Origin of the sequence: Streptomyces xanthii, from assembly GCF_014621695.1 — a bacterium.
GTDB classification, from domain to species: domain Bacteria; phylum Actinomycetota; class Actinomycetes; order Streptomycetales; family Streptomycetaceae; genus Streptomyces; species Streptomyces xanthii.
This window is the reverse complement of the sequence record NZ_CP061281.1, coordinates 190,146-216,761: the sequence shown is the minus strand read 5'-3', so window position 1 is coordinate 216,761 and position 26,616 is coordinate 190,146. Positions and strand designations below refer to the sequence as shown.

The 26,616-nt window shown below is 72.8% G+C and carries 21 protein-coding genes; 12 read left to right on the top strand and 9 right to left on the bottom strand.

Going from position 1 to position 26,616, the window contains the following annotated elements; translation table 11 throughout:
• Window positions 1-2: 2 nt before the first annotated feature.
• Together IAG42_RS01000 and IAG42_RS00995 are read right to left on the bottom strand one after the other, a co-directional pair.
• Window positions 3-1,475 carry a glycosyltransferase gene (locus IAG42_RS01000; RefSeq protein ID WP_188335079.1) on the bottom strand — a complete coding sequence of 491 codons (1,473 nt, stop codon included), beginning with the start codon at window positions 1,473-1,475 and terminating at the stop codon, window positions 3-5.
• A 247-nt stretch (window positions 1,476-1,722) separates the two neighbouring features.
• Window positions 1,723-2,619, bottom strand: coding sequence for a hypothetical protein (locus IAG42_RS00995; protein ID WP_188335078.1), 897 nt, complete (start codon window positions 2,617-2,619; stop codon window positions 1,723-1,725).
• 168 nt (window positions 2,620-2,787) lie between these two features.
• Between IAG42_RS00995 and IAG42_RS00990 the strand changes: the two genes are divergently transcribed.
• From IAG42_RS00990 to IAG42_RS00975, 4 genes are all read left to right on the top strand, one after another.
• Window positions 2,788-4,134, top strand: a complete 1,347-nt coding sequence (locus IAG42_RS00990; RefSeq protein WP_188335077.1) for a phosphoribosyltransferase family protein — start codon at window positions 2,788-2,790, stop codon at window positions 4,132-4,134.
• A gap of 189 nt (window positions 4,135-4,323) precedes the next feature.
• Window positions 4,324-4,620: a hypothetical protein gene (locus tag IAG42_RS00985; RefSeq protein WP_188335076.1), complete on the top strand. Its 297-nt coding sequence runs from the start codon at window positions 4,324-4,326 to the stop codon at window positions 4,618-4,620.
• A 149-nt stretch (window positions 4,621-4,769) separates the two neighbouring features.
• Entirely contained in the window at window positions 4,770-5,510 is a 741-nt protein-coding gene (locus IAG42_RS00980) for an ABC transporter ATP-binding protein (protein ID WP_188335075.1), read from the top strand.
• Window positions 5,510-8,446, top strand: coding sequence for an ABC transporter permease (locus IAG42_RS00975; protein ID WP_188335074.1), 2,937 nt, complete (start codon window positions 5,510-5,512; stop codon window positions 8,444-8,446). The genes IAG42_RS00980 and IAG42_RS00975 overlap by 1 nt, the downstream gene beginning before the upstream one ends.
• A gap of 258 nt (window positions 8,447-8,704) precedes the next feature.
• Here IAG42_RS00975 and IAG42_RS00970 read toward each other — a convergent pair whose 3' ends face one another.
• A complete protein-coding gene (locus tag IAG42_RS00970; protein ID WP_188335073.1) occupies window positions 8,705-9,565 on the bottom strand; it encodes a universal stress protein in 861 nt (286 codons plus the stop codon).
• A 292-nt stretch (window positions 9,566-9,857) separates the two neighbouring features.
• Between IAG42_RS00970 and IAG42_RS00965 the strand changes: the two genes are divergently transcribed.
• The 3 genes from IAG42_RS00965 to IAG42_RS00955 are packed head-to-tail and all read left to right on the top strand — an operon-like array spanning window position 9,858 to window position 13,374.
• Window positions 9,858-10,361: a flavodoxin domain-containing protein gene (locus IAG42_RS00965; protein ID WP_188335072.1), complete on the top strand. Its 504-nt coding sequence runs from the start codon at window positions 9,858-9,860 to the stop codon at window positions 10,359-10,361.
• Between the two features lie 42 nt (window positions 10,362-10,403).
• Window positions 10,404-10,640: a hypothetical protein gene (locus IAG42_RS00960; RefSeq protein ID WP_188335071.1), complete on the top strand. Its 237-nt coding sequence runs from the start codon at window positions 10,404-10,406 to the stop codon at window positions 10,638-10,640.
• Window positions 10,633-13,374, top strand: coding sequence for a cation-translocating P-type ATPase (locus IAG42_RS00955; RefSeq protein ID WP_188335070.1), 2,742 nt, complete (start codon window positions 10,633-10,635; stop codon window positions 13,372-13,374). The genes IAG42_RS00960 and IAG42_RS00955 overlap by 8 nt, the downstream gene beginning before the upstream one ends.
• On the opposite strand, the gene IAG42_RS00950 is transcribed toward IAG42_RS00955, so the two are convergent.
• A complete protein-coding gene (locus IAG42_RS00950; RefSeq protein WP_188335069.1) occupies window positions 13,352-14,005 on the bottom strand; it encodes a CBS domain-containing protein in 654 nt (217 codons plus the stop codon). The genes IAG42_RS00955 and IAG42_RS00950 overlap by 23 nt on opposite strands.
• A 38-nt stretch (window positions 14,006-14,043) precedes the next feature.
• Window positions 14,044-15,471, bottom strand: coding sequence for an MBL fold metallo-hydrolase RNA specificity domain-containing protein (locus IAG42_RS00945; RefSeq protein ID WP_188335068.1), 1,428 nt, complete (start codon window positions 15,469-15,471; stop codon window positions 14,044-14,046).
• Between the two features lie 197 nt (window positions 15,472-15,668).
• Between IAG42_RS00945 and IAG42_RS00940 the strand changes: the two genes are divergently transcribed.
• The 3 genes from IAG42_RS00940 to IAG42_RS00930 are packed head-to-tail and all read left to right on the top strand — an operon-like array spanning window position 15,669 to window position 19,953.
• Complete coding sequence (locus IAG42_RS00940) at window positions 15,669-16,751, top strand: zinc-dependent alcohol dehydrogenase family protein (RefSeq protein ID WP_188335067.1); 1,083 nt, start codon at window positions 15,669-15,671, stop codon at window positions 16,749-16,751.
• Window positions 16,748-17,515 carry an HAD family hydrolase gene (locus tag IAG42_RS00935; RefSeq protein ID WP_188335066.1) on the top strand — a complete coding sequence of 256 codons (768 nt, stop codon included), beginning with the start codon at window positions 16,748-16,750 and terminating at the stop codon, window positions 17,513-17,515. Before IAG42_RS00940 ends, IAG42_RS00935 begins: the two co-directional genes overlap by 4 nt.
• The gene (locus tag IAG42_RS00930; protein WP_188335065.1) at window positions 17,512-19,953 is read left to right on the top strand and encodes a glycoside hydrolase family 65 protein; all 2,442 of its coding nucleotides are present in this window, start codon (window positions 17,512-17,514) and stop codon (window positions 19,951-19,953) included. Before IAG42_RS00935 ends, IAG42_RS00930 begins: the two co-directional genes overlap by 4 nt.
• Before the next feature lie 18 nt (window positions 19,954-19,971).
• Here IAG42_RS00930 and IAG42_RS00925 read toward each other — a convergent pair whose 3' ends face one another.
• Entirely contained in the window at window positions 19,972-20,595 is a 624-nt protein-coding gene (locus tag IAG42_RS00925; protein ID WP_188335064.1) for a CBS domain-containing protein, read from the bottom strand.
• Window positions 20,596-20,807: 212 nt separating this feature from the next.
• On the opposite strand from IAG42_RS00925, the gene IAG42_RS00920 reads away from it, so the two are divergent.
• Together IAG42_RS00920 and IAG42_RS00915 are read left to right on the top strand one after the other, a co-directional pair.
• Window positions 20,808-21,701, top strand: coding sequence for a universal stress protein (locus IAG42_RS00920; protein WP_317453290.1), 894 nt, complete (start codon window positions 20,808-20,810; stop codon window positions 21,699-21,701).
• Window positions 21,702-21,708: 7 nt separating this feature from the next.
• Complete coding sequence (locus IAG42_RS00915) at window positions 21,709-24,291, top strand: cation-translocating P-type ATPase (protein ID WP_188335063.1); 2,583 nt, start codon at window positions 21,709-21,711, stop codon at window positions 24,289-24,291.
• A 15-nt stretch (window positions 24,292-24,306) separates the two neighbouring features.
• Here IAG42_RS00915 and IAG42_RS00910 read toward each other — a convergent pair whose 3' ends face one another.
• The 3 genes from IAG42_RS00910 to IAG42_RS00900 all read right to left on the bottom strand — a co-directional run bounded on the left by IAG42_RS00910 (window position 24,307) and on the right by IAG42_RS00900 (window position 26,608).
• On the bottom strand, window positions 24,307-24,999 hold the full coding sequence (locus IAG42_RS00910; protein WP_188335062.1) for a response regulator: 693 nt from the start codon (window positions 24,997-24,999) through the stop codon (window positions 24,307-24,309).
• A gap of 64 nt (window positions 25,000-25,063) precedes the next feature.
• Complete coding sequence (locus IAG42_RS00905; RefSeq protein WP_223205794.1) at window positions 25,064-25,708, bottom strand: CBS domain-containing protein; 645 nt, start codon at window positions 25,706-25,708, stop codon at window positions 25,064-25,066.
• A gap of 45 nt (window positions 25,709-25,753) precedes the next feature.
• A complete protein-coding gene (locus tag IAG42_RS00900) occupies window positions 25,754-26,608 on the bottom strand; it encodes a universal stress protein (protein WP_188335061.1) in 855 nt (284 codons plus the stop codon).
• Between the last annotated feature and the right edge of the window lie 8 nt (window positions 26,609-26,616).

Sequence of the window (26,616 nt, the reverse complement as noted above, 5' to 3'; positions counted from 1 at the left end):
TCTCAGTCCGTGGTCGGCCGGTGCGGGGTCTTCTCCCAGCTGAACGGGGAGAACGCCACCTGGTGGGCGGCCCGCCACGCGGCGACCGACCACAGCAACGTGACGAGGGGGCTGAACACGGCGTGCCAGGGCGCCGCCAGTCCCGCCCGCCGGGCGGCGACGAAGGTGATGACGATCCACGCCACGATCGAGGCGACCTGGGCGGCCGCGGCCGGCAACACCAGCCCGGCACCGGTCGAGGACCACACCGGACAGGTGAGGGCGAGCACCGTGAGGGCGCCCAGCACGGGTTGGAGCAGAGCGGTCACCGGCGCTGCGGCGACGATGCCGAGCAGGACGAGGACCCCGGTCGGGCCGAACCTGCGGAGGGTGCGGCCCGGGTGGCGGGTGTGGACCATGGTCGTGATCAGAAAGCCCTTGTACCAGCGGGTGCGCTGGCGCACGTACGGGCCGACCGCGTCGAGGGCCTCCTCCCAGGTGACCGACTCGATGGTTTCCGTGCGGTAGCCCATCGCGGCGCAGCGCATGCCGAGGTCGGCGTCCTCGGTGACGTTCCACGCGTCCCAGCCGCCCAGCGCGCGCAGGGTGGCGGTGCGGAAGTGGTTGCTGGTGCCGCCGAGCGGGATCGGCAGCCGTAGCCGCTCAAGCCCGGGCAGGGCGAGGCCGAAGCGCAGGGCGTACTCCATCGCGAACTGCCTGGTCAGCCAGTTCCCGGTGGCGTTGCGGAACAGGAGTTGTGCCTGGACGCAGGCCGCCCGCTCACCACGGGCCGCGAACCGCGCTGCCACGCGCCGCAGTTGCGCGGGGTCGGGCCGGTCCTCGGCATCGAAGATCACCAGCAACTCGCCGCGGGCCAGCATGAGGCCGAGGTTCACCGAGCGCGGTTTGGTCTGCGGGGGACCGGGCGGCAACTGGACGATGCGGACGAACGGCGGAGGATCCGCCGCGAGGACGGCCGCACGGGTGTCGGGGTCGTGCCGTTCCACCAGGATCAGCACCTCCAGCCGGGCCGGCGGGTAGTCCAGCGCGGCCAGGTGCCGGACCAGACCGCCGATCACTTCCGCCTCCCGGTAGGCGGGCACCAGCACGGTGTAGAACGGCAGTTCGGCGTCGGGGACCGGCGGGTCCGCCGCGGCCGCCCCGGGCCTGCGGTGCCGCAGACCGGCCGCCGCGACGACGGCCTGCAACAGGCTGTAGACCGTCACCACTACGGTCAACAGCGCGAGGGCGAGCAGCGGTACGAACAGCACCAAGGCCACGACGGCGGTGACGGCGACCCCCAGGGCCACGACCTGCCACCGCGCGAAACCGGGCTTCGCCGCAAGGTCCGGACATCGCCGGGTGAACCCGTCCGCCATGGCATCGGCCACCACAGCCGAGTGCTCCTCCAGGAACCGGTCCTGCGCCCCGGCCTCCCGGCCCGCCAACGCCCCGGCCACGTCCACACCCGCGCGGACCGTCTCCACCGTGTTCACCTGTTCCCCCGAGCACACAAATGATCAAGGGGAGTGTAGCGACCTGTCAGATCGCGGAACGCCACAACAGCGGGTAGTGGTGGCGCCCTTCAGCGTTCGCCGAGCGCGTTCGCGTCGACAGTCCGGACGCCTCAAGATGATCGCTCTACCAGGGTGAGCGGGTGTCGCACCGCAACCGATTTCCTCCGCTGATGACCCGTCAAGCAGTCGAGGTGACGGTCATGCAGGGGATCGCCCGGCGCGTGGGTCAGGCGGACCGGCACACCCACGCCAGCGCGGCACCCGGCGTCACGCAGGCCAGAAAGGCCGCCGTGTGGGTCGCGGTGCCGGTTCCCCAACCCAGGGCGGTCGGCAGCAGGAGGAGCAGGCCGAGGGCGAGGATGCCGAAGGCGGGCAGGTGCACGGATGGGCGGTAGCGGCGTGCCGCGCCCGGCAATTCGTGGGAGAGGACACCCGTCAGGAGCGACCCGGCGAACAGGACGGGGAAGATCGTGAGGATGAGCAGCCGGGTGCCGATCACCCCCGTGCCCCAACGGCGGCCGTCCTCCAGTACCGGCGAGTCGGGGCGTGGGTCGCCGGGCGCGTAGTACACGTCGATGCTCGCGCCGGCCTTCGGCGGGTGGTAGCGGGTGTACATGCTCGGCACGGTCACCTCGCGTGGACCGTTGTCGTACGAGAGGCGCAGGACGAGGTCGGTCTCGAAGTACACGGGCTCGTCGGACGCGTAGTCTCCGCGGACCGGTTTTCCGGCGAGCCGCGCGATCGGGACGGTGTAGCGCTCGAACCGGGCCGCCTCCAGGCGCGCGGTCTCCCGCCCGTACTCCGGCGACACCATGAACCCGAGGTCGAAGCAGACCAGCGTGGCGAGCGGCACCAGCCAGGCGACCAGCCACACCGGCCCGCGCCCGCCGGTCGGCGGCAACCCGGCGCGGCGGGACACCACGATCCAGGCGACGGCGAAGGCCATGCTCAGCGCGGTCAGAACCGCCTCGACGACCAGCGGCGGATACGGGCTGACGCCCCACAGCGCACAGCCCACCGCGCCCATGGCGCTGACCAGCATGCCCCAGCCCGTGAGCGTGGTCCACACGCTGCGCCGGTACGTGGGTCCGGCCCGCTCCGGCCTCTTCTCCAACTGAACCATGTCCGCCCCCTCCGTGCCCCCTGCACATGTGCGGCCGGAAGCCTAGTGCCTCGTGACCGGGCGAGGTGGAGGTGCCGGGGCGGAGGCGTGCGTTCCGTCGATGGAGCGAGGATGGAGGTGGGGACATCTCCGTTCCCCGTGGGTCTGCTCACGGGAGGAGGCCGGATCGTGTTCTTCATGGATCGTCGTGACGCCGGCCGGCAGCTGGCCGCCCGGCTGGGTCATCTGCAGGGCGCCGACGTGCTGGTGCTGGGGTTGCCACGTGGCGGGGTTCCGGTGGCCGCCGAGGTCGCCCGCGCGCTGGGCGCGCCGCTCGACGTCTGCCTGGTCCGCAAGCTGGGGGTGCCGTTCCAGCCGGAGCTGGGCATGGGGGCGATCGGCGAGGGCGGCGTCCGCGTGATCAACGAGCAGGTGGTGCGCGGCGCGCGGGTCACGGCCGACGAGCTGGGCCGGGTCGAGGCGCGCGAGCGGCAGGTGCTGGAGCGGCGGGCCCGGCGCTACCGGGGCGGGCGCCCGCCCATGTCGGTGGACGGCCGTACCGTGCTGGTGGTCGACGACGGGGTGGCCACGGGGTCGACGGCGCGTGCGGCGTGCCGGATCGCCCGTGCCGGAGGGGCGGCGCGGATCGTTCTGGCGGTCCCTGTGGCACCGCGCGACTGGACGGCTCGGCTGGGTGAGGACGCCGATGACTACGTCTGCCTGTACGCCCCGCAGGACTTCGATGCCGTCGGGCAGTTCTACGACGACTTCTCCCAGACGGAGGACGAGGAGGTGGTCGCGTGTCTGGCGGACGCGGGGGAGCAGAGGACCGATGCCGCGGCGAGCGATCCGCGTCCTGCCGGCCCGGCGGACCGGGAGACGGACGTGCACGCTGAATCCGTGCTGCTGCGCGGCCGGTTGACGGTGCCCGCGGGCGCGAGCGGAATCGTCATGTTCGCGCACGGGAGCGGCAGCGGCCGGCGCAGTCCGCGCAATCGTCTCGTCGCGGCCGGACTCAACACCGCGGGGATGGGCACGCTGCTGTTCGACCTCCTGACCGATGAGGAGGAGGCCGACCGGGCCAACGTCTTCGACACCGGTCTGCTCGCCCGGCGGCTCGCGGGAGCGACCGACTGGCTGCGCCGGCAACCCGAAGCCGAAGGACGCCCCGTCGGGTACTTCGGCGCCAGCACCGGTGCGGGTGCCGCACTGTGGGCGGCCGCCGAGCCCGGCGCCCGGGTGGCCGCGGTCGTCTCGCGGGGCGGCAGGCCCGACCTGGCCGGGCCACGCCTGCCGGACGTGAAGGCACCCACGCTGCTGATCGTCGGGGGACACGACCGGCACGTTCTCGCCCTCAACCGGGAGGCGCGGGCACGACTGCGCTGTGAGAGCGCGCTCGCGGTCGTCCCCGGCGCGACGCACCTCTTCGAGGAGCCCGGTGCTCTGGACCGGGTCACCGGTCTGGCCCGTGACTGGTTCACCGACCACATGACACCCGCCCGCCCTGCCGGCGCCGGGGGTTCCGAGGCCCCATGAGGGCTTGCCCCGGCCCGGTCTCGCTCCGGCAGGGGCCGTCCGGCCTCCCCAGGGTGGGCCGGATGGCACGCGCCCCGCAGTGGTCGCCCAGGTCACGATGAGGACCAGAGCAGCGAGGAGGCCGGTTCCGCGGCGACACAGGAGCGGGACCTGCCGGTACGGCTTTCAGGAAGCGAGGCCGAGGGCGTCATGGACCAGACATCTTGGACGACGAGGGGCGTTTTCACCGGGCAGGGAGGCGCCCGCACCGACGAGGCCGGGATCGTCAGCGGTGACCTGAGTGTGCGGACCACCTGGGACGGCACCCAGGCCGAGGTCAAGATCCAGTACACGGGCACCTCCGATTGGCACACCCTGACCGGCAGCCCGGTGCCGTGCCCGTCTCAGGAGGACAGCCGGGATCTGCACCAGGCGGTGGTGGAGGCTGTGCGGGCCGGCGGCGGCGCCACTGTGCCGCGACGCGTACGGCCATGGGCACACTCCTGAGGACACCCACGGGGCGGAGCGAGGACGGGAGGACGCGGGCTGCGCCCCTTCGGCTGTGATCCAGCCCTTGGCTGCCCAGGGGCCGATCGTCCCCAGCGATGGCGCGGGCGGCCGTTGCCCTCGGCCCGCCCCGGGGATCGGAGGGAAGCATGAACAGTCACACGCCCCTTCTGGTCGCCTCGGGAGTCCGCAAGATCTACCGGGCGGGATCGGTGGCGGTCACGGCACTGGACGGCCTCGACCTGACCGTCCGCCACGGCGAACTCGTGGGTGTCATGGGCCCGTCCGGGTCCGGCAAGACCACCTTGCTCAACTGCCTGTCGGGCCTGGACGACATCGACGCCGGCCGGGTCGAGATCGACGGGCACGACCTCTTCGCGATGTCGGACGCGGCGCGCACCGAGCACCGCGCTCGCACGATGGGCTTCGTCTTCCAGTCGTTCAACCTCATCCCGGTCTTCTCGGCGGCCGAGAACGTCGAGCTGCCGTTGCTGCTCGTGGGCACCCGGCCCCGCGAGGCCCGTCACAGGGCGCTCGCCACGCTGGACCGGGTCGGCCTCGGCCACCGCGTCGAGCACCGGCCCAGCGAACTGTCCGGCGGTGAACAGCAGCGGGTGACCATCGCCCGCGCGCTGGTCGGCAGGCCGGCGATCGTGTGGGCGGACGAACCGACGGGCAACCTCGACACCGCGATGGCCGACCAGGTCATGGACCTGCTGTGCGACCTCAACCGCGAGGAGGGCCAGACGATCGTCCTGGTCACCCACGACGCCGCCATCGGCGCGCGGGTCCCGCGCCTGATCAGGATGCGTGACGGCCGGCTGGTGGAGGACCTGCACCAGCACGTGCCGGAGCGTGCCCGGGTCACCGATGTCTCCGGGGGCCGGTGATGTATCCGGACCTCCTGGCCCCGCTGCTCGTCGTCCTCGCGCTCGCCCTCGTGGTCCTCGGACTCGTCGCCGTCCGGCAACCGGTGTCGCGCCGTCTGGCCTTCCGCCAGATCGCCCGCCGGCGCACCGAAGCCGCGCTGGTGACCGGGGGCTCGGTGCTCGGAACGGCCATCATCATCGGGGCTCTCGTCGTCGGTGACACCCTGAACTTCTCGGTGCGCCAGGAGGCGTACCGGACGCTGGGACCCGTGGACGAGCGTGTGGTCGCGCCACCGGGTCCGGCCGGACGCGCCGTCGCCGAACGGCTGGCCGCGCTGAAGGGCGACCCCGACATCGACGGCGTACTGAACGCCCGGGTCACCCAGGCGTCGGGCGTCAGCCGTACCGGGAGCCGAACGGTCGCGGAGCCACGGGTCCTGGCCTGGCAGGTGGATTTCGACGAGGCCGACCGCTTCGGCGCGCCGAACGGGAACTCCGGTCTCGCCGGACCGAACCCGAAGCCCGGCCAGGTCGTGCTCAACGCGCCGCTGGCCCACTCCCTGCGTGTGGCGGCCAAAGACCCCGTCACGCTCTACCTGTTCGGCACCCCGCACACCTTCCGTGTCGACCGCGTGGTGCCCGAGCGGGGCCTCGCGGGAGTGGGCCTGGGCGGGAGGCTGAACCGTGACGCGTTCCTCGCGCCGGGCACGCTCGACGACGCCGCGCGGACCGCCGGGACGGAGCCACGGTCCGTCACCTTCGTGTCCAACCGGGGTGGCGTCGAGGGCGGCGACGCCCTGACCGCGAAGGCGACCGCAGACATCCGCGCGGCCCTGGGACCGGTCGCCGACCGGGCGGCGATCGACACCCCGAAGCACACGGTGCTGCGGGACGCGGAGAAGGCCGGCGACTCGCTCGGCGCGCTCTTCCTGATGATCGGCAGCTTCAGCATCATCGCGGGTGCCCTGCTGCTCGTGAACATCTTCGTCATGCTCGGAGAGGAGCGGAAGGCCCAGATGGGCATGGTGCGGGCGATCGGTATGAAGCGCTCGCGTCTGGTCGGCTCCTTCACCCTCGAAGGGACGGCGTACGCGCTGCTGTCGGCCCTGCCGGGCGTGGGCATCGGAGTGGCCGTCGGCTGGGCCGTCGCGGTCGTGGCCGCGCAGATCTTCAGCGGCTGGTCGGTCGGCGGCAGCAGCCTGCGGATCGCTTTCGCCGTGACGCCCACCAGCATCCTGAACGGCGTGGCCATGGGCCTGCTCATCGCGTTCGCCGCGATCCTCGCCACCAGTGTGCGGATCAGCCGCTTCAACATCATCGCCGCGATCCGCGATCTGCCCTCCTCGACCGCAGGCCGCCCCCGCCACCGGCTGCTCGTCGTGTGCACCGTCCTGTCGGCCCTGTGCGCACTCGCCGCCGTCCCCGCGATCGCCGGCAGCCAGGCCGAGGCCACCTACCTCATGCCGGCTCTCGCGCTCGCGTTCGCCGCCCCCGCCCTGACACGGGTGATGTCCCGGCACGCCGTCACCTCACTCGTCGCGGGCGCCGTCCTCGCCTGGACGCTCCTGGCGCCGGTGCTGCGGCCCCGGATCTTCGACACCCCGTCCATGTCGGTGTACGTCATCCAGGGCGCCCTCGCCGCGTTCTCGGCGGTCGTGCTCGTCAGCGACAACCAGACGGTGCTGCTTCGCCCGCTGCGACGGCTCCTCGAACGACCCTCGCAGGCGGGCCTCGCGGCGCGTCTCGCCGTCGCCTACCCGCTGGCGAAGCGCTTCCGCACGGGTGCCACGCTCGTGATGTACACGCTGATCGTGTTCGTCCTCGTCCTGCTCACCGAGATCTCCGGCATCCTGCGGGCCGGCGTCGACGGGGTGGTCGCCGACGCCACCGCCGGCTACTCCCTGCGGCTCGACTACAACCCCCAGGTCGCGGGTGACCGGCTCGTCGACGAGCTGCGCAACGGTCCTTCGGCTGCGGACATCTCCACCGTCGCACCGCTGCTCAACGCCACCGGCCGGGCCACCGACCCCGGCCGTCGTGGCCACCAGCCACTGGACATCGCCGCCGTCGGAGTACCGGACGGCGCGATCACCGGCATCACCTTCCGCGAACGGCTGCCCGGGCTGGCGGACGATCCGGCCGTCTGGCGCGCGCTGGCCGCCGATCCGAGCTATGTCGTCCTGGACGGCTTCTTCGGCAGTACCGGAGGCCCGGCCGGCGACTACTACGACCCCGGAGACACCCTCACGGTCACCGACCCGCGCACCGGCCGGGGCGAGCGGAAGATCATCGCGGGGGTGCTCAGCAACGGGATGGTCTTCTACCCCGGCACGGGCGCGAGTTCGACCACCTACCCCGTGGTGATGGGCGAGCGGGGCATGCGCGAGCTCTTCGGCGACCAGGCCCAGAACGCCTCCGCGCTCGTCGGTACCCGCCCCGGAACGAACCCCGAGGCCCTCGCGGCCCGGCTGCAGGGCGAGCAGCTCGCGTCCAGCCTGGTCGCCACGCCCATCGAGTCGGACATCCGCCACCAGTTCGATTCGAGCACCGCGTTCTTCCGGCTGATGCAGGGCTTCCTCGCCCTGGGCCTGGGAGTGGGCGTCACCGGTCTCGGCGTCGTCATGGTCCGGGCCGTGCGCGAACGGCGCCGCACCATCGGCATCCTGCGCGCCCTCGGCTTCCAGGCGAGAACGGTTCGCCGTTCCTTCCTCTGGGAGAGCGCCTTCGTCGCGGCGGAGGGGATCGTCCTGGGCTCCCTGCTCGGCGTCCTCACCACCTGGCTGATGTACCGCAACAGCGCGGCCTTCGAGGGCCTCGACGGCGGATTCCCCGTCGAGTGGACCAGCATCGGCGTCCTGGCGGCAGCCACCTTCGCCGCATCGCTTCTGGCCACTCTGGGTCCGGCCCGACGCGCGGCCGCCATCCGTCCGGCGCGCGCGGTCCGCGTCGCGGAGTGACGCGGCCGTCACCTGAGGACGTCCTCCGGACGAAGCGGTGGCGAGCGCTCACGCCTCGTCAGGGACGGAGAGTTCGCACCGCACGGCCACCACTCCGTCGCCGGATCCGGCGATGCGCACCGCGGAGGGAATGGAGGCGCGACCCGGCCCCCGCGGCACTCAGGAACCTGAGCCGCGTGCGCTCGGGGACGGAGGGGACATCCTGCGGGGCCGCCGGGGGCATGGGCGGCCCTCCTGCGGTGCGGTCGGTCCGCCCGGTCACTCGAAGGGCACGACGGCGACCGGGACGGGGCTGTGGTGGATGAGCGCGTGGGCGACGTGGCCGAGGCGCGGGCCGACGGGCAGCTTGCGGGAGCGGCGTCCCACGATCACGAGCTCCGCGTCCCGCGACGCGTCGATCAGCTGATCCGCGACGGGCCCCTCGACCGCGACGGCAGTGGCCTTCACGTCCGGGAACCGCTCGCGCCACGGCGCCAGCAGTTCGTCGAGGCGGCCTTCGAGGTCGACCTTGACCTCCGCCGCGATCCTCGGGTCCAGGACCGCTCCGGCCCCGTAGTAGGCCGGCAGCGTCCAGGAATGGAGGAAGCCGAGCGAGGATTTCCGGCGTGCGGCTTCGGCGAAGGAGAAGGCCAGGAGGTCCTCACACGGGTCGTACATGTCGAGGCCCACCACGATCCGGCCGGAGGGAGCTGCCGACGCGTCACCGTCCGCCCGCACCAGGACGACAGGCCGGCGGGCCGTGCCGGCGACCGCGAGCGACACGGAGCCGATGACGAAGCCGGAGACACTTCCGAGCCCGCGCGATCCCAGCACCATCAGGTCCGCTTCGTCCGCCGCGGCTCTCAGCTCCTCGGCGGCACGACCGCGTGCCTGTTCGGTGAACACCTCGAGACCGGGATGCCTGCGCCGGGCCCGCGCCGCCTCGTCCCGCAGCAGGACGTCCGTCCGCTCGGCGACGGTCCGCGCGTACGGGAGCGGCATCTCGGGGGTGCCCGGCCACTCCTCCACGCACACCAGCCGCAGCGGTACTTCGCGCACCACTGCCTCGCGCGCCGCCCAGCGGGCGGCGGCCAGGCTCTCGGCGGAGCCGTCCACTCCTACGGTGACCTGAGCCGTCATCGCTGCCTCCTCGGCCGTGTCCGTCCAGGCCTCCAGGGTGATACCCGGGCCGCCGGCGTGCCGAGGGCCGGAGAGGCAAAGACGGAGGCCGACCGGCCCATACCGCCGCGAGCACGGGCCGGCGGCGCGGAACGGCGGGCGGTGGGCCGGTCGGCACCCCGGCGGTCGGGGCCGTTCGGCCCCGTCGTCCACCCCCTTGGGCACTGCGTTCGGCGCGAGGACGGCGGGAGGGTGGAGACGGCGTCGACCTGAAACGAGAACGGTGCACGAACCGTGCACGAGGAGGTGCGTCATGACGTCGAAACGTGTCCTGGTCGCCTACGGAAGCAAGCACGGGGCCACCGCGGGGATCGCCGACGAGATCGGCCGGACCTTGCGGGACGACGGGTTCGAAGCCGTCGTGGAGCCGGCCGACACGGTCACCGACGTGAGCGGCTACGACGGGGTCGTCCTCGGCGGAGCCCTGTACGCGGGACGCTGGGACGGCAAGGCCCGCGGGTGCGCGCGCCGCAACGCGGAGCAGCTCCGGCATCGCCCGGTGTGGCTGTTCAGCAGCGGCCCCGTCGACAGTTCGGCCGAGCAGCACGACATCCCGCCGGTGCGCGGGGTCGCCCGTCGGATGAGGAACCTGGGGGCCCGCGAGCACATGACCTTCGGCGGCGCCCTGACGGCGGACGACACGGGCTTCATGGCCCGGTCGCTGATCCGCCACGGCAAGGGCGGTGACTTCAGGAACTCCGCCCGCATCCAGGAGTGGGCCCATCACATCGGCACGGAGCTCGACAGCGCGGGCTGAGCCGTCCGGGGCACCTGCCGCCCCTCGACCCGGAGACAAGCGATGAACGTCGACCAGTGGCGCACGGTGGGGGCCGGGACGGTCGCGACCGCACTGGTCAGGGCCGTGAGCACGATCGGCGTCGTCTGGCTGGTGGCCCGGGTCGCAGCCCGTCTCGCTACCGGACGGGCCGGAGAGCGCCATGACCCCGCCGCCCTCGAACGGGAGTGGGCGAGATGGGAGCCCGTGTGGTCGCGCCGGTTCCGGCAGGACATGGGGCTCGGGGCGGACGATGACTGACCACAGGCGTAACCACGCGGTCAAGGACCCGTCGGGGGACGAGGACAGCGGCGTACGGCCCCCGTCCGGGGAACTCACCTTCGATCCCAGCGAACCGCTCGCCCGGCTCCGCCGTGAACTCGCCACGGGCCCGGACGGGTTGTCCGCGCGTGAGGCGGCCCGCCGTCTGGCCGTCCACGGCCCGAACGAGGTGCGCCGCAAGGCCCGCGCCTCCTTCCCGGGGGAGCTGGCGGCCCAGCTCGTCCACCCCCTCGCCCTCCTGCTGTGGGCCGCCGCCGTGCTGGCGTTCGTCGCCGACCTCGCGGTGCTCGGCTGGGCGATCCTCGCCGTCGTGGTCGTCAACGCCGGGTTCGCACTGCTGCAGGAGCGGCAGGCCGAGCGGGCGGTGGAGACGCTGGCCCGCTACCTCCCCGAACGGGCCCTCGCGGTACGCGACGGACGCGCGCTCACCGTGGAGGCCCGCGACCTCGTGCCCGGAGACGTGATCGTCCTGGAGGAGGGCGACAAGGTACCCGCGGACGCCCGGGTCACGGAGGGCGGGCTCGAGGTCGATCTGTCGATGCTCACGGGGGAGTCCGTGCCGGCGGAACGGACCGAGGCGGCGGGGCTGCTCGGAGCACCGCTGCTGGACGAACCGAACCTCGTGTTCAGCGGCACGACCTGCGTGGAAGGGCAGGGACGCGCCGTCGTGTTCGCCACCGGGGACCGCACCGAACTCGGACGCATCGCGGCTCTCAGCCAGCGCACCCGGCGCGAGGAGAGCCCGCTGGAGCGGCAGGTCAAGAAGGTGGCGTGGCTGATCGCCGCAGTCGCCACGGGCATGGGAGCCGTCTTCCTCGTGCTCGGCGTCGCCGTCGGGCTTCCGTTGACCGACTCCCTCATGTTCGCCATCGGACTCCTTGTGGCCAACGTGCCCGAAGGGCTCCTGCCGACCATCACCCTCGCCCTCGCCGTCGGGGTTCGGGCGCTCGCACGGCAGGGCGCCCTGGTCAAGCGGCTCAGCGCCGTCGAGACCCTCGGATCGACCAGCGTCATCTGCACGGACAAGACGGGCACGCTCACCCGCAACCGCATGCGGCTGCACACACTCTGGACCGCCGGGCACGGCACGGACGAGGGCCCCTGGGCGCGGGAACTGGTGCACGCCGGAGCCCTGTGCACCACCGTGACGAGGGACGCGGACGGCGACCTGCACGGCGATCCGACGGAGTCCGCGCTCGTCGCGGGCGCCGCCGACCACGGGGTCCCGGTGGACCTGGACCGGCGCGACGCCGAGCGGCGCGCGCTGTTCCGTTTCGACCCGCGGCTGCGCCTGATGTCCGTCGTGCAGGAGGACCGGGCGTCGGGACGCCCGCGGATCCTGGTCAAGGGCGCCCCCGAGGCCGTACTGGCCGCGGTCCTGCCGGGTCCGGACCGGGAGGCGGCCCGTTCGGCGACCCAGCGGATGGCCGAGGGAGGCATCAGGGTCCTGGCCGTCGCGGCACGCGAACCGGCGGCGGGAGAGCCGTTGCCGGTCCGCCGGCAGGAGGCCGAGACGGGACTGTCCCTACTGGGGCTCATCGGCCTGTACGACCCGCCGCGCACCGGCGTCGCGGAGGCCGTCGGCCGCTGCCACGAGGCCGGAGTACGCGTGCACGTCGTCACGGGGGACAACGGGGCCACCGCCGCGGCCATCGCGCGGGAGGTCGGGATCGGGGTACCCCGGCTGGAGGTCGTCAGCGCCTCGGAGTCCCTGCGCGACGACGAACTGGACCGGCTCCTGGTGGAGGACGACGCCGAGATCGTGTTCGCCCGGTCGTCGCCCGAGACCAAGCTGAAGGTCGCCGACACGCTGCGGGCGCACGGGCGGATCGTCGCCATGACGGGCGACGGGGTCAACGACGCGCCGGCCCTCCACCGTGCGCACATCGGGGTGGCCATGGGCCGCTCGGGCACGGACGTGGCGCGTGAGGCGGCCGCGATGGTGCTGACCGACGACGACTTCGCCACCATCGTCACGGCGATCGAGTCCGGCCGCCGTGTCTACGACAACGTCCGCAAGTTCATCGTCTACATCTTTGCCCACGCGACCCCGGAGATCGTCCCCTTCCTCGTGTTCGCCCTGTCGGCCGGCGCCGTCCCGCTCCCGCTCACCGTGCTGCAGATCCTCGCCATCGACCTGGGCACGGAGACCCTCCCCGCCCTCGCGCTGGGCAGGGAGCGCTCCGAGCCGGGCATCATGCGCCGGCCACCCCGGCCACAGCACCAGAGCGTGATCTCCCGGGACATGCTCGTCCGCAGCTGGGGCTACCTCGGACTGGTGTCCGCCGTTCTCGTCCTGAGCGGATTCTTCTACGTCCTGTGGCGTGCGGGCTGGCAGCCCGGAGACGCCACCTCGGCCGGAAGCCCCCTGCACCACGCCTATGTGACCGCCACGACGGCCACGTTCGCCGGCATCGTCACCTGCCAGGTGGGCACGGCCTTCGCGGCCAGGACGGACCACGCGGCGCTGCGCGACATCGGGCTGCTGTCCAATCGCCTGCTGCTCCTGGGAATCGCCTTCGAGCTCGTCTTCACGGCCGCGCTCGTCTACACGCCGCCGCTTCAGGAGATCTTCGGCACGGCCGCCCTGCCCTGGGACGTCGTGGTGCTGATCGCGGCCTTCCCCCTGCTGGTCTGGGGCACGGACGAGCTGCGCCGTGCGAGGCGCGCCGCACGCGCGGGTGATCCGCTCACGCGTCGCTCCCGGCAGTGAGCCGGCACCGTACGTCCACGACCCCCTCGACCGCGCGGGCCAGTCGTTCCGCGAGCGGGACGAGGCTGCCGTCACCGACGGTGCCCGTCAGGGTGACGACGCCCGCCTCGACCCGGACGTCGATCCGGGCGTGCGAGAGCGGGAACAGGGGTGTGACGACGTCGTGGCGGACCGCGTCGGCGATTTCGGCGTCGGGGCGGAGGAAGACCTTGAGGAGGTCGGAACGGCTCACGATGCCCTGGATCGTCCCGTGCGTGTCGACGACCGGCAGCCGTTTGACGTGCCGGGTCGCCATCAGGCGGGCGGCCTGCGGGAGCGTGGCGTGCGGCTCGACGGTGACGGCGGGCGAGGTCATGAGGTCCGCGGCGCGGTCGGAGCCCGCCTTGGCGGAGGCGTCCGGCCTGCGCAACTGCTCGATCAGACCGAGACGGTGGTCGTGGAACTCCTCTTTGAGGATCAGGTCGGCCTCGGACACCACCCCGACGACCCGGCCCTCGCCCTCGATGACGGGCAGCGCGGTCACCTTCCAGCGCGCCATCGTCTCGACGATCTCCTTGAACTCCGCGCCCGGCCGGACGGCGACGACCTTCCCGGTCATCACGTCGGCCACGGTCAGCGGGTGTGAGGTCATGGCGGTCTCCTTCGGAGGAAGCGGAAGAAGCAGGTGCTTCAGCGGACCAGGACGGCCTCCCCGGACCGGGGCACGACAGCCGTCCAGCCCAGCTCGTGGTCGATGCGGTCCCGGAGCGCCTCGGACGCCATTGGCTCTCCGTGCACGAGATAGGTGGTGTGCGGGGCGGGCGCGCCCCGCAGCCAGTCGACGATCTGTACCGCGTCCGCGTGCGCGGAGAAGTGCGGTACGTCGGCGACCTCGGCGCGTACGGGCACGTACTCGCCGAACATCTTCAGCGCGCGGACGCCGTCCACCAGATCGCGCGCCCGGGTGCCGGCAGCGGCGAAACCGACGACGACCACGGCGTTGCGCGGATCGGGCAGCAGCCGGTGCAGATGGTGCAGGACGCGTCCCCCGGTGGCCATGCCGGCCGAGGAGACGATCACAGCGGGGCCGTGCGCGCTGTTGATGTCGATGGACTCCTGGACGGTCCGCGCGGCGAGGAACGGGGCCGGACTCAACGCGGCCTCGCCCCGGTCGAGGATCTCGGGGCGCAGCTCGGGGGAGCGCTCGCGCACGGCGTCCCGGTAGACGTCGAGTGCGGCCAGGGCCATCGGGCTGTCCACGTAGACCGGTACCGACCGGGGCAGTACGCCACTGTCGCGCAATCGGGTCAGCTCGTGCAGGACGACCTCGGTCCGGTCGATCGCGAAGGCGGGGATCACGACGGTTCCACCGCGTGACACGGTCCGTTCGACGACCGCGGAGAAGGCGGAGCGGGCGGATTCCTGGTCGTGCTTCCGGTCACCGTAGGTCGACTCCATGAGCAGTGTGTCGGCCCCCGAGAAGGGTTCGGGCGGCATCAGCAGAGGGTGGCCGGGCCGTCCCAGGTCGCCGGAGACGGCCAGGGTGTGACCGTCCTCCAGGGTGAGGCGCGCCCATGCCGAGCCGAGGATGTGGCCACCGTGGTGGAGCGTCAGGCGGGTGCCCGTCATGATCTCGACGTCCTCGCCGACCGGGACCGGGTCGAAGTACGACAGGGTCCGGTCGACGTCGGTGTCGTCGTACAGCGGCTTGGCGGGGTGGTGCTTCGACCAGCCGTGTTCGTTGGCGTGCCGGGCGGCCTCCATCTGCAGCCGGGCGCTGTCGCGGAGCACGATCCCGGCGAGCCGCGCCGTGTGGGGGGTCGTGAGGACGGGACCGCGAAAGCCCTGCCGGACCAGCCGCGGGAGGTAGCCGCAGTGGTCCAGGTGAGCGTGGGTGACGACGACGGCGTGGATGTCGGCGGCGTCGCGCCCCAGCCGGTCCCAGTTGCGTCGGCGCAGGTCCGCGTAGCCCTGGAAGAGCCCGCAGTCGAGCAGCAGTCGGGCGTGATCGCTCTCCACCAGGAACTTGCTGCCGGTGACCGTGCCCACGCCGCCGAGAAAGCTGAGCAGCGCGGGGCGCGGCCCGGAGGGCGCGGGATGCGGGGATGCCTCGGACATGGGCCGGCCTCCTTCGTGGCGGGGCCGGACGCGCCGGCCCTGTCACCACCTTCGTCCGTCGCGGAGGCGCCGGGCAGGGCCCGAGGGGGCCGTCCTGTGGCCCGACCGGCCCAAGCGCGGTCTCCCGGGCCGGGAGCAGCCTGGACGGTGAACCGCCGTGGGAGGAGACCCGCGGACCGTGCGGAAGGGCGATCGTCATGAAGGCTCTTGTGTTCCAGGGTGCCGGCAGGGTCGCGTGGCAGGACGTGCCGGATCCCGCGCTCGAGGACGCGGGGGACGTGATCGTCCGCGTGGACGCCGTGACCCTGTGCGGAACGGATCTGCACATCGTGAAGGGTGATGTGCCGGAGGTGGAGCCCGGCCGGGTCCTGGGCCACGAGGCGGTGGGCACGGTGGTGGAGACGGGCGCGGACGTCCGCACCGTCCGTCCGGGGGATCGCGTCCTGATCTCCTGCGTGTCCAGCTGCGGACGCTGCCGGTTCTGCCGCGAGCGGCGCTACGGACAGTGCCGCGGCGGAGGCGGGTGGGTGCTGGGCCACCTCATCGACGGCACCCAGGCCGAGTACGTCCGCGTCCCCTTCGCCGACCTGTCCGTGCACCCCCTGTCGAACGCGGTGGACAGCTTCGACGCCGTGCTTCTCGCGGACATCTTCCCCACCGCGTACGAGGTCGGCGTCCTCAACGGCCGCGTCCGCCCCGGCGACACCGTCGTCGTGGTCGGCGCCGGCCCCATCGGACTCGCCGCGATCCGCACCGCCGGTCTCTACAGCCCGGGCAGGGTCATCGCCGTGGACCTGGCGAAGTCCCGTCTGGAGGCCGCGAGCCGGATGGGCGCGGACGTCACCGTCGGCGCGAACGAAGGGCCGGACGAACTGGTCGCCGAACTGACCGAGGGCCTGGGCGCCGATGTGGTCATGGAGGCGGTGGGTGTCCCGGAGACGTTCGAGATGTGCACGCGGATGGTCCGCCCGGGCGGCCGTGTCGCCAACATCGGCGTCCACGGCAGGCCCGCGGCGCTGCACCTGGAAGACCTGTGGATCAAGGACGTCACCATCACCACGGGGCTGGTCGACACGTGCTCGACCCCGATGCTGCTGAGCATGATGACGGCCGGCCGGCTTCCGACGGCGGACCTGGTCACGCACCGGTTCGAGCTCGGGCAGATGGAGGAGGCGTACGACGTCTTCGGCCGGGCGGCGGAGACCGGGGCCATCAAGGTCGCCCTGGGCGGCCCGCAGCACACCGCGGTCACGGCCACCTCGATGCCGGGCGAGGCATGACGGCGCGCCGAGGCGTGCCACCGACGGGCGTCGTCCTCGACACGGACGGTGTCCTCATCGACTCCGCCACCCTGCACGCAGCGGCCTGGAAAGAGGCGTTCGACACCTGCCTCCCCCGGTGGCCCTGCCGGGACGCGCGGTCGCGGCCGTTCGACGCCGACGCCGACTACCGGAGGTTCGTCGACGGCAAGTCACGTACCGACGGAGCCGCTTCGTTCCTGGCCGCCCGAGGCATCCGCCTGCCGCCCGGCGCCCCCGGGGACGGGCCCGGCTGCGACACGGTGCAGGCGGTGGCCGCGCGCAAGGAGGAAGCCTTCACGAACGCCCTGCGCACGCGGCCCGTCCATCGCTTCGAGGACGCCGTCCGGGCCCTCGGCGCGCTGGCTTCCCTGGACGTGCCGTGTGCCGCGGTGTCGGCGTCCCGGCACGCACGCGGCCTCCTCCACGCGGCCGGGCTCGACCGGTTCCTCACCACCGTCGTCGACGGAGCCGACGCCGACCGGCTCGGTCTGGCCGGCAAGCCGGATCCCGCCCTCTTCCTGCGTGCCGCCGACGTCATGGGCGTCCCCGTGGTGAACTGCGCGGTCGTCGAGGACGCGCTCGCGGGGGTCCGTGCGGGGCGCGCGGGAGGATTCGGTCTCGTTGTGGGCCTTGACCGGAGCGCTGACGGACACGCCTCCGCCGACCTGCTGGCCGAGGGCGCGGACCTCGTCGTCCCCGATCTCGTACAACTGTCGGCGGCCGTGTGGGGAGTGCGCCCGTGACGTCCGCGACAGAAGGCTGGACCTGGGGGTACGACACGTACGACCCGGCGCACGAGCGGCTGGTGGAGGCGCTCTGCACGCTGGGCAACGGCCGATTCGCCACGCGGGGTTCGGCCCCCGAATGTCCCGCGGGACCGGTCCACTACCCGGGCACCTATCTCGCCGGCTGCTACGACCGGCTCACGTCCCGCGTCGCCGGTGAACGCGTCGAGAACGAGGACCTCGTCAACCTGCCGAACTGGACCCTGCTGCGCTACCGGTGCCTGCCCGACGGCGACCGGCCCGGCGAGTGGCTCACCCCCGACTCGCCGCATCTGCGCCACTACGACGTGCGGCTCGACCTGCGGCGAGGCGTCCTGAGCCGGCACCTCCACTACGAGGACGACCGAGGACACGGGCTCCGGGTGGGGCACGTCCGCATCGTGCACATGGGAACCCCCGCGCTCGCGGCCCAGCGCACGACCTTCCACGCCTACGGCTGGAGCGGCGCGATCGAGGTGGAGTCCGTCCTGGACGGCAGCGTCACCAATGCGGGCGTCGAGCGCTACCGGCACCTGGAGAGCCGGCATCTCATCGACCGGCAGAGCGGATTCACGCCCGAGGGGATCGCTCATCTGTCGTGCCGCACCGCCGACCCGGGCCACACGATCGCCCTGGCCGTCCGGACGGAGACCGAACCGGAGACCGATCGGCCGGCAGGATCGGAGAGCGGACCAGGACGGGCCCGCACGACATCCGAGGGCGCGGTCCAGAGCCTTCTGCTGCCGATCCGCCGGGGCAACCCCGTGCGGGTCACGAAGACTTTGGCGCTCCGCAGCTCGCTCGACCGTCCCGCCGGTGACCCGCTCGGCCTCGCCGTCGACGCCGCGACCGGTGCGCCGCCCTTCTCCCGGTTGCTGGCCGCGCACCGTGCCGCCTGGGAACGGCTGTGGGAGGAGGGGGAGTTGCACGTGCCGGGACGGGCCGGGCTGGTGCTGCGGGTGCACCAGTTCCATCTGCTGCAGACGCTGTCCCCGCACACGGCGGAGCTCGATGTCGGCGTTCCGGCCCGCGGCCTGCACGGAGAGGCCTACCGCGGACACGTCTTCTGGGACGAGCTGTTCGTGCTGCCCCACCTCGACCTGCACTTTCCCGAGGTCGCCCGGGCCCTGTTGATGTACCGTCATCGCCGCCTCCCGGCCGCCCGCGCGGCAGCCCGCGAGGCCGGTCGGAAGGGGGCCATGTTCCCCTGGCAGAGTGCGAGTTCGGGCCGGGAGGAGACGCAGGCGCTGCACCTCAATCCACGGTCCGGGCGCTGGCTGCCCGACCGCTCCAGGCTGCAGCGTCACGTCGGCTCGGCCATCGCTCACAACGTGTGGCACCACGCACGGGCGACGGGTGACCGGGGATTCCTGCACGGGCCGGGCGCGGAGATCCTCCTGGAGGTCGCCCGGTACTGGGCGGGCGCCGCCGACCTCGACCCGGTGGCGGGGCGCTACCACCTGCGCGGAGTCGTGGGCCCCGACGAGTACCACGACGCGTATCCCGACGCGACGGCCCCGGGCATCGACGACAACGCCTACACGAACGTGACCGCGGCCTGGGTGCTGGCGCGCGGACTGGAGCTGCTGGACGAACTCCCGGCCGCACGCCGCGCGGAGCTCTGCGAGCGGCTCGCGCTCGACGCCGGGGAGATCGATCGCTGGGACGACGTCTCCCGCCGCCTCCATGTGCCCTTCCACCACGGCGTCGTGAGCCAGTTCGAGGGGTACGGGGAGCTGGCGGAGCTGGACTGGCAGGCGTACCGCGACCGGTACGGGGACATCCGCCGCCTGGACCGGATCCTGGAGGCCGAGGGTGACAGCGTCAACCGGTACCAGGCGTCGAAGCAGGCCGACACTCTCATGCTGGGTCACCTGTTCCGGCCCGTGGAACTGGCCGGGCTGTTCAGCCGGCTCGGGTACCGGGTGGACGACGAGATCTGGCGCTCCACCGTCGCCTACCACCTGCGGCGCACCAGCCACGGCTCGACCCTCAGCAGCCTCGTGCACGGCTGGGTCCTCGCCCGGGAGAAGGGGGACGACGCCTGGCGCTACTGCGAGGAGGCACTGCTCGCCGATGTGGCGGACGTCCAGGGCGGAACGACCGGAGAGGGCATTCACCTGGGGGCGATGGCCGGCACGATCGACCTGGTCGAGCGCGGGATCACCGGGCTTGAGACAGGCCCCGGGGGACTACGGATCGAGCCGGTGGCGCTGCGTGAGCTTCCCCGGTTCGTCTTCACCGTCTGTTGCGCCGGGCACCGCGGAGTGCGGTTGAGGGTGCTTCCCGGACGAGTGGGCGTGCGCGTGCCCGTCTCGTCACCCGTGCCCCTTCCGGTCACGCTGCCGGGGGAGCGGCGGTTCACCGTCGAGCCGGGGGAGGAGCGCTGGTTCCTCCTGCGCGCGCAGGGCGGGTGACGCGAAAGCGCCGGCCGGTCACGTGGACCCTTCCCGAGCCGCTCGGCCGGATGAGGTGAGCTCCTCACCGTGGTCGCGGGCGGTGAGCCGGTCCACGACGGAGACGACACCCTCGACTCCTTCGGCGAGCCGCAGCAGCAGCTCGCCCTCGCGCCGGTCCGCGATCCGGCCGCCGAGCACCACCACGCCGTTCAGAACGTGCACGTCGATCATGCCCGGCGACAGGCCCAGGGTTCCCACGAGCAGTTCGTTCTGTATGCGGTGCTGGATCTCGGAGTCGGGGCGAAGGAACACGGACAGCAGATCGAGGCTCGTCACCACGCCGACCAGCCGCGCCTCCTCGTCCACCACCGGCAGGCGGGCGACGCCGCGCCGCACCATCAGCCGGGCCGCGTCGGCGGCCCGCGCCTGAGCGTGCACTGTCACGGCGGGCACGGTCATCAGGTCCCGCACGGTGCCTGCCGGACGGGCGGTCAGATCGTTCCTGGAGATGACACCGACGACATGATCGTCCTCGTCCACGACGGGCAGACCACTGATGCCGTGTTCCGTGAACAGCCTCGCCACGTCTCCGGGCGAAGTTCCCGGACGGGCGCCGACCACGTCGCTCTGCATCAGATCGCCGACTTTCAGGTGCTTCATCGTGGCCTCCAGTGCGCGGCGCAGGGCGGGTGGGCCGTCCCCTGGTTCCACCGTCCCCCGGACGACGCCCGGACCGTGAGGGCCGAACGGTCCAGCCTCGGGCCCGACCGGGCCGCAGGACGACGCGTCGCATCCCACGCCGGGACCTTTGGCCCCACCTCTGCCCCCAGCGGCCCTCAACCTCTCGCGCACCGGATGCCAGGGTGAGAGCAGTGGCAGCCGAAACCGACACCGGGAGCGACACCATGACCGGAAATGGCGAGCGTCACGAGATCGTGGTCTGCGTCGACCCCGCCCGCACCGGGCCGCTGGCGACGGCCTGGGCCGCGGACGAGGCCCACCGGCGCCGTCTGGCGCTGCGGCTCGTCGTCGTGGTGGAGCCCGCGCCGGACACCCGGCACGCCGTCGACGCCGCGCGGCACCGCGCACGGACCGAGGCGGCGTCGGAGGCGCTGAACCGCGCGGCGGAAGGAGCGCGGACGCGGCATCCCGGGCTCAGCGTGAGCGCGGCGGTCATGGAGGGAGTCCCGGCGGTCGTGCTGACCGGCCTGGCGCAGCATGCCGCCATGATGGTTCTCGGTTCGCGGCATCTGAGCCGCACCGAGGAATTCCTCAGTGCCGGCTCGCTCGTGCTCCCCGTCACCGCCCAGGCGCGCTGTCCGGTCGTCGTCGTGGGCGATGCGGAGCACAGCACCCAGGAACCGCCGTACGTCGTCGTGGGCATCGACGGGAGCACGGCCTCGCAGGCCGCGCTGGCGCTCGCCTGCGAGGAGGCGGACCTGAGGGACTGCCTGCTGCGTGCCGTCGCTGTTCGGCAGCCTCCCCTCTTCTCCCTGCGACAGGAGGGGGCGGGGCTGGACGGCGAGCGGCGACTGCTCGCGGAGGCCACCGCCGGCTGGGCCGAGAAGTACCCCGATCTCCGGATCACCCACGAAGTGCTGGTCGGTTCGCCCGTCGAACGGCTCGCGGAGGCCGCCGAACACGCGCTCGCCGTCGTCGTCGGCCGCCGGGGCAGCGGCGGCTACACCGGCATGCGGGTCGGGTCCGTGGTCCACGGCCTGCTGCACCGCGCCCACTGCCCCGTGATCACCGTTCCCGCCGAGTGAGCGCCGCATGACACCGGCGTCGCCCGCGCGGGAGTCCGTGCAGGCCCCCGAGCCGGCGGGACTCACCGAGACGGAAGCCGCCGGACGCCTCGTCGCATCGGGCCCCAACGAGGTGGCCACCGGACGACACGTGCGGCTCCACACCCGGGTGCTCGGCCAGCTGCGCGATCCGCTGATCCTGGTGTTGCTCGGGGCCGTCGCATTGACCCTGGCCATCGGTGACCACCCGGACGCCGTCGTCATCGGGCTGGTCGTCGTCGTGAACACGACCGTCGGTGTCGCCCAGGAAGTCCGCGCGGACAACGCGGTCGCCGCCCTGTCGGCGATGAGCGCCCCGCACGCGCGGGTGCGACGCGGTGGAACCGTACGGGCCGTCAGGGCCGTGGAGGTCGTCCCCGGCGACGTTCTCGTCCTCGGCGAGGGCGACATCGTCGCGGCCGACGCGGAGCTCGCCGAGGCGTCGGCTCTCCTGCTGGACGAGTCCACGCTCACCGGCGAGTCGGTCCCCGTCGACAAGGACGCCGGGGCCGTGCTCGCCGCGGGTACGGTCGTCGTGCGCGGCCGGGGCGTCGCGACCGTCACGGCGACCGGCGCGTCCAGCGCCCTCGGCCGTATCGCCGCCCTCCTCGACGACCGGCACGAGCGGACCCCGCTGCAGCGCCGGCTCGCGGGCCTCGGACGCACCCTCGCCGCGGTGACCCTCGCCCTCTGTCTGCTGGTCCTCGGACTGGGGCTGCTCCGCGGCGTCCCACCGGGGACGATGGCGGTCACCGCGATCAGCCTCGCGGTCGCGGCGGTCCCCGAGTCGCTGCCGGCCGTCGTCACCCTCGCGCTCGCCCTGGGCGCCCGGCGCATGGCGGCGCGGCACGCCCTGGTGCGCCGACTGCCGGCGGTGGAGACTCTGGGCTCGGTATCCGTCCTGGCGACCGACAAGACCGGCACCCTCACCCAGGGGCGCATGAGGGTCGACTCGGTGTGGACACCCCGGGGGAGCACGGAACTCACCGGCGTCGGCTACGAGCCCGTGGGCGAGGCCCGAGTCGGGGGGAGAGCGGCCGGAGAGAGCGAACTCGCGCCGGTACGAGAGCTCCTGACAGCCACCGCCCTGTGCAACGACGCCACCCTGCGCCCCCCTGATCCGACGAGCCCGGACGGCCGCTGGACGGCGCTCGGCGACCCCATGGAAGCCGCGCTCCTCGCGGCCGCGGCCAAGACCGGCTGTCCGGGCCAGGGGGAACTCGGCACCGGCTGCCCGCGCATCGGCGAAGTCCCCTTCGACAGCCTCCGCAAGCGGATGACGACCCTGCACCGGACGGCCGGGGGCCAGATCCTGGTCTGCCTGAAAGGCGCCCCCGAGGCTGTGCTCGTCCCCGGGGTGATCGATGCCGGGCCGGACACCATCGCGCGGGCGCGGGACGAGGCCGCGCGGTACGCCGCACGGGGCCGGCGGGTGCTCGCCGTCGCCTCGGGCCGGCGCGACGACGTGCCGGACCCGCTCACCGCGGCCGAGTCCGGACTGACGCTGCTCGGTCTGGTCGCGCTGAGCGATCCGCCGAAGCCGCACGCCGGGCGTACGCTCGCGGACTGCCGTGCCGCCGGCATCACGCCCGTGCTCGTCACCGGCGACCATCCGGCGACAGCTCGCGCGATCGCGGAGCGCGTGGGACTTCTGGGCGAGGGCCATCAGGCGGAGGCCGATGTCGTCACCGGCGCCGACGTGGCCGCCGGCCGTGTCGCCGACCTCACGTCGGTACGGATCTTCGCCCGCACGGATCCCCAGCAGAAGCTGGACATCGTCGAGGCCTGGCGTGCCGCCGGCGCCGTGACGGCGATGACCGGTGACGGAGTCAACGACGGACCGGCGCTGCGGCGGGCCGACATCGGCGTCGCCATGGGAGCACGCGGAACGGAGGTCGCGCGGCAGGCGGCCGATCTGGTCCTCACGGACGACGACCTCTCCACCGTCGTCGCGGCCGTGGAGGAGGGGCGCCGCGTCTACGACAACGTCCGACGGTTCCTCGTCTACGGGATGGCGGGCGGCGCCGCGGAGATCCTCGTGATGCTCGCCGGCCCCGTGCTCGGACTGCCCCTGCCACTGCGGGCGGGGCAGATCCTCTGGATCAATCTCCTCACCCATGGCCTGACCGGCGTCGCCATGGGCGCCGAACCCACGGCCCCCGGGACGATGCGCAGGCCTCCGAGGCCGCCGGACCAGCACATCCTCGGTGACGGCGCGTGGCAGCGACTGCTCCTCCTCTCGGCCGTCGTCACCGTGACCTCTCTCGGCGCCGGACTGACCGCCCAGGGGCTCGGCCTCGCCTGGCAGAGTGTCCTCTTCCTCGCGCTGCTGGCCGCACAGCTCGGGGTCGTCCTCGGGCTGCGGGACCGCCTGTTCACCTGGCAGAACCTGCTGCTGCCCCTCGCGGTCCTGGCATCCGCCGTACTCGCCGCGGCGGCGCTGTACGTGCCGTTCCTGCGGACCGTCCTCGACACCAGCGCGCTCGGGTGGACCGGCCTGGCCCTGGCCGCGGCCTGCGTTCCCGTCAGCCTGCTCGCGGCACGGCTGCTCCGGCGTGCTTTCCAAGGGTGATGACCTCGGGCACCGTCAGGTGTCGGTGTGCTCCTCATGGGCATGTGCGGCGATCACGGCGGCCTGGACGCGGCGTTCGACGCTGAGTTTGCCGAGCAGGCGGGAGATGTGGTTCTTGACCGTCTTCTCGGAGAGGTAGAGCCGCTGGGCGATCTGCCGGTTGGTGAGCCCCTCGCCGATGAGGTCGAGGACGGAACGTTCCCGTTCGGACAGGGCTGCGAGGCGCTCGTCCTCCGCGGACTTCGCGGTTTCGGGGTCGCGCAGGGAGTGCATGAGGCGGGCGGTCGTGGCGGGGTCGAGCATGGACTGGCCGGTGGCCACGGTGCGTACGGCCGAGACGAGGTCGGGACCCTGGATCTGCTTGAGGACGTAGCCGGCGGCTCCGGCCATGATGGCGTCGAGCAGGGCGTCGTCGTCGTCGAACGAGGTCAGCATCAGGCAGGCCAGGCCGGGCATCCGGGACCGCAGCTCCCGGCACACCCCGATCCCGTCCCCGTCGGGCAGTCGCACGTCGAGGACGGCCACGTCGGGCGCGAGGGCCGGGCCCCGGGCCAGCGCCTGGCCCGCCGTGGAGGCCTCACCGACCACCTGGAGGTCGGGCTCGTCGTCGATCAGGTCACGCAGGCCCCGGCGGACGACCTCGTGGTCGTCCACAAGGAAGACCCGGGTGGCCGGCCCGGACGTAATCGCTGCCGATTGCTCGTTCATCGCGCCCCCTGAAGCCGGAAACGGTCGGTGGGACGCGTCGTGCGCGCCCTACCGACATTGTCCGTCAGACGGTGTCCCGGTGGGAGGCGAGCTCGAGCCGGACAGCGACTACCCCCTCCATACCCTGGATCGCCCGGGCGACGAGCGGCACGAGAGAACGGTCGGTGAGCGCGCCCCGCACGGTGGCCACGCCTTCGTCGACGGTGACGGAGAGCCCGGCCAGGGCGTCGGAGGCGAGGACGGTGCGGCGGATCTCCGCGGCGATCTCGGCGTCCTCGCGCAGGAACACCTTGAGCAGGTCGCTCCGGCTGCAGATGCCTTCGAGGAGGCCGATGTCGTTCACCACCGGCAGGCGTTTCACCTTGCGCTGGGCCATGATCCGGGCGGCTTCGGCCAGGGTCGCGTTCGCGTGCACGGTCACCGCGGGGCTGGACATGAGTTCCCCGGCGCGCACCGCTCCCGCCTTGGCCGCTGCGGCGAAATCCTCAGGCCGTGGATCCTTCCCTCTGAAGGACTCCTTGACCAGGAGATCCGCCTCGGAGACGACGCCGATGACGCGTCCCTCGCCGGCGAGCACGGGCAGGGCGCTCACCTTCCACTGGTCCATGAGGGCGACGATCTCCTTGTACGGGGCGTTCTCGCCGATCGCCACCGCCGTGTGCGTCATGACGTCACTGACCGTGTACGGCACGGCGGGTTCGGTGTGCATCAGGGCCACCTCCTCGGTGTCCTCTCCGGATTCGGCACGATGTGTTCAGGCCAGCGGCACGACGGCGACCGGCGCGGGGCTGTGATGGATGACGGCGTGGGCGACATGACCGAGGTGCGGGCCGACCGGCACCGTGCGGTCACGGCGGCCCACGACCACCAGTCCCGCATCCTGTGAGGCCTCGACCATCTGATGTGCGGCGGATCCGACGACCGCCGCGCTCACGGCCTTCACGTCGGGGTACCGCTGCCGCCAGGGGAGCAGCAACGTGTCGAGGCGGGTACGCAGGTGGCCGCCCAGCTCCTCGCCTATGCCAGGGTCCACGATGGCCGCGTGGCCGTCCGAGAGGGGCAAGGTCCAGGTGTGCAGGAATCGCAGCGGGAGTTGCCTGCGCGCTGCCTCGGCGAACGAGAACTCCAGCAGCGGCTCGCACGCTTCACGGATGTCGACACCCGCGACCACCGCGTCGCCCGCTCGGGGCCGGCCGGGTGCGCGCACGAGAACGACGGGCCGGCGCGCCAGGGAGACGACGGCGAGCGACGTCGAGCCCGCGACGAATCCGCGCACCCCACCCAGCCCCCGCGACCCCAGAACCATCAGATCCGACTCGTCGGCCGCGGCGGTGAGCCACTCGGCCACTCGCCCGTGCAGCTGCTCGCCGCTCACCTCGAGACCGGACACCTCCTCACGAGCCAGTTTCGTGCCTTCCCGCACGAGCCGCTCGGCCCGGTCGGCCGCCTCCCGCAGGTAGGGCTCGGGGGTCTGTGACGGGTCCGCAGGCTCCTCCACGTGCACGATGCGCAGCGGGATCCCGCGCAGTGCGGCATCCCGCGCGGCCCAGCACACGGCGGCTCCGCTCTCCTCGGATCCGTCCACGCCGACGACGACCTGGGTGGTCATGGGAGCAC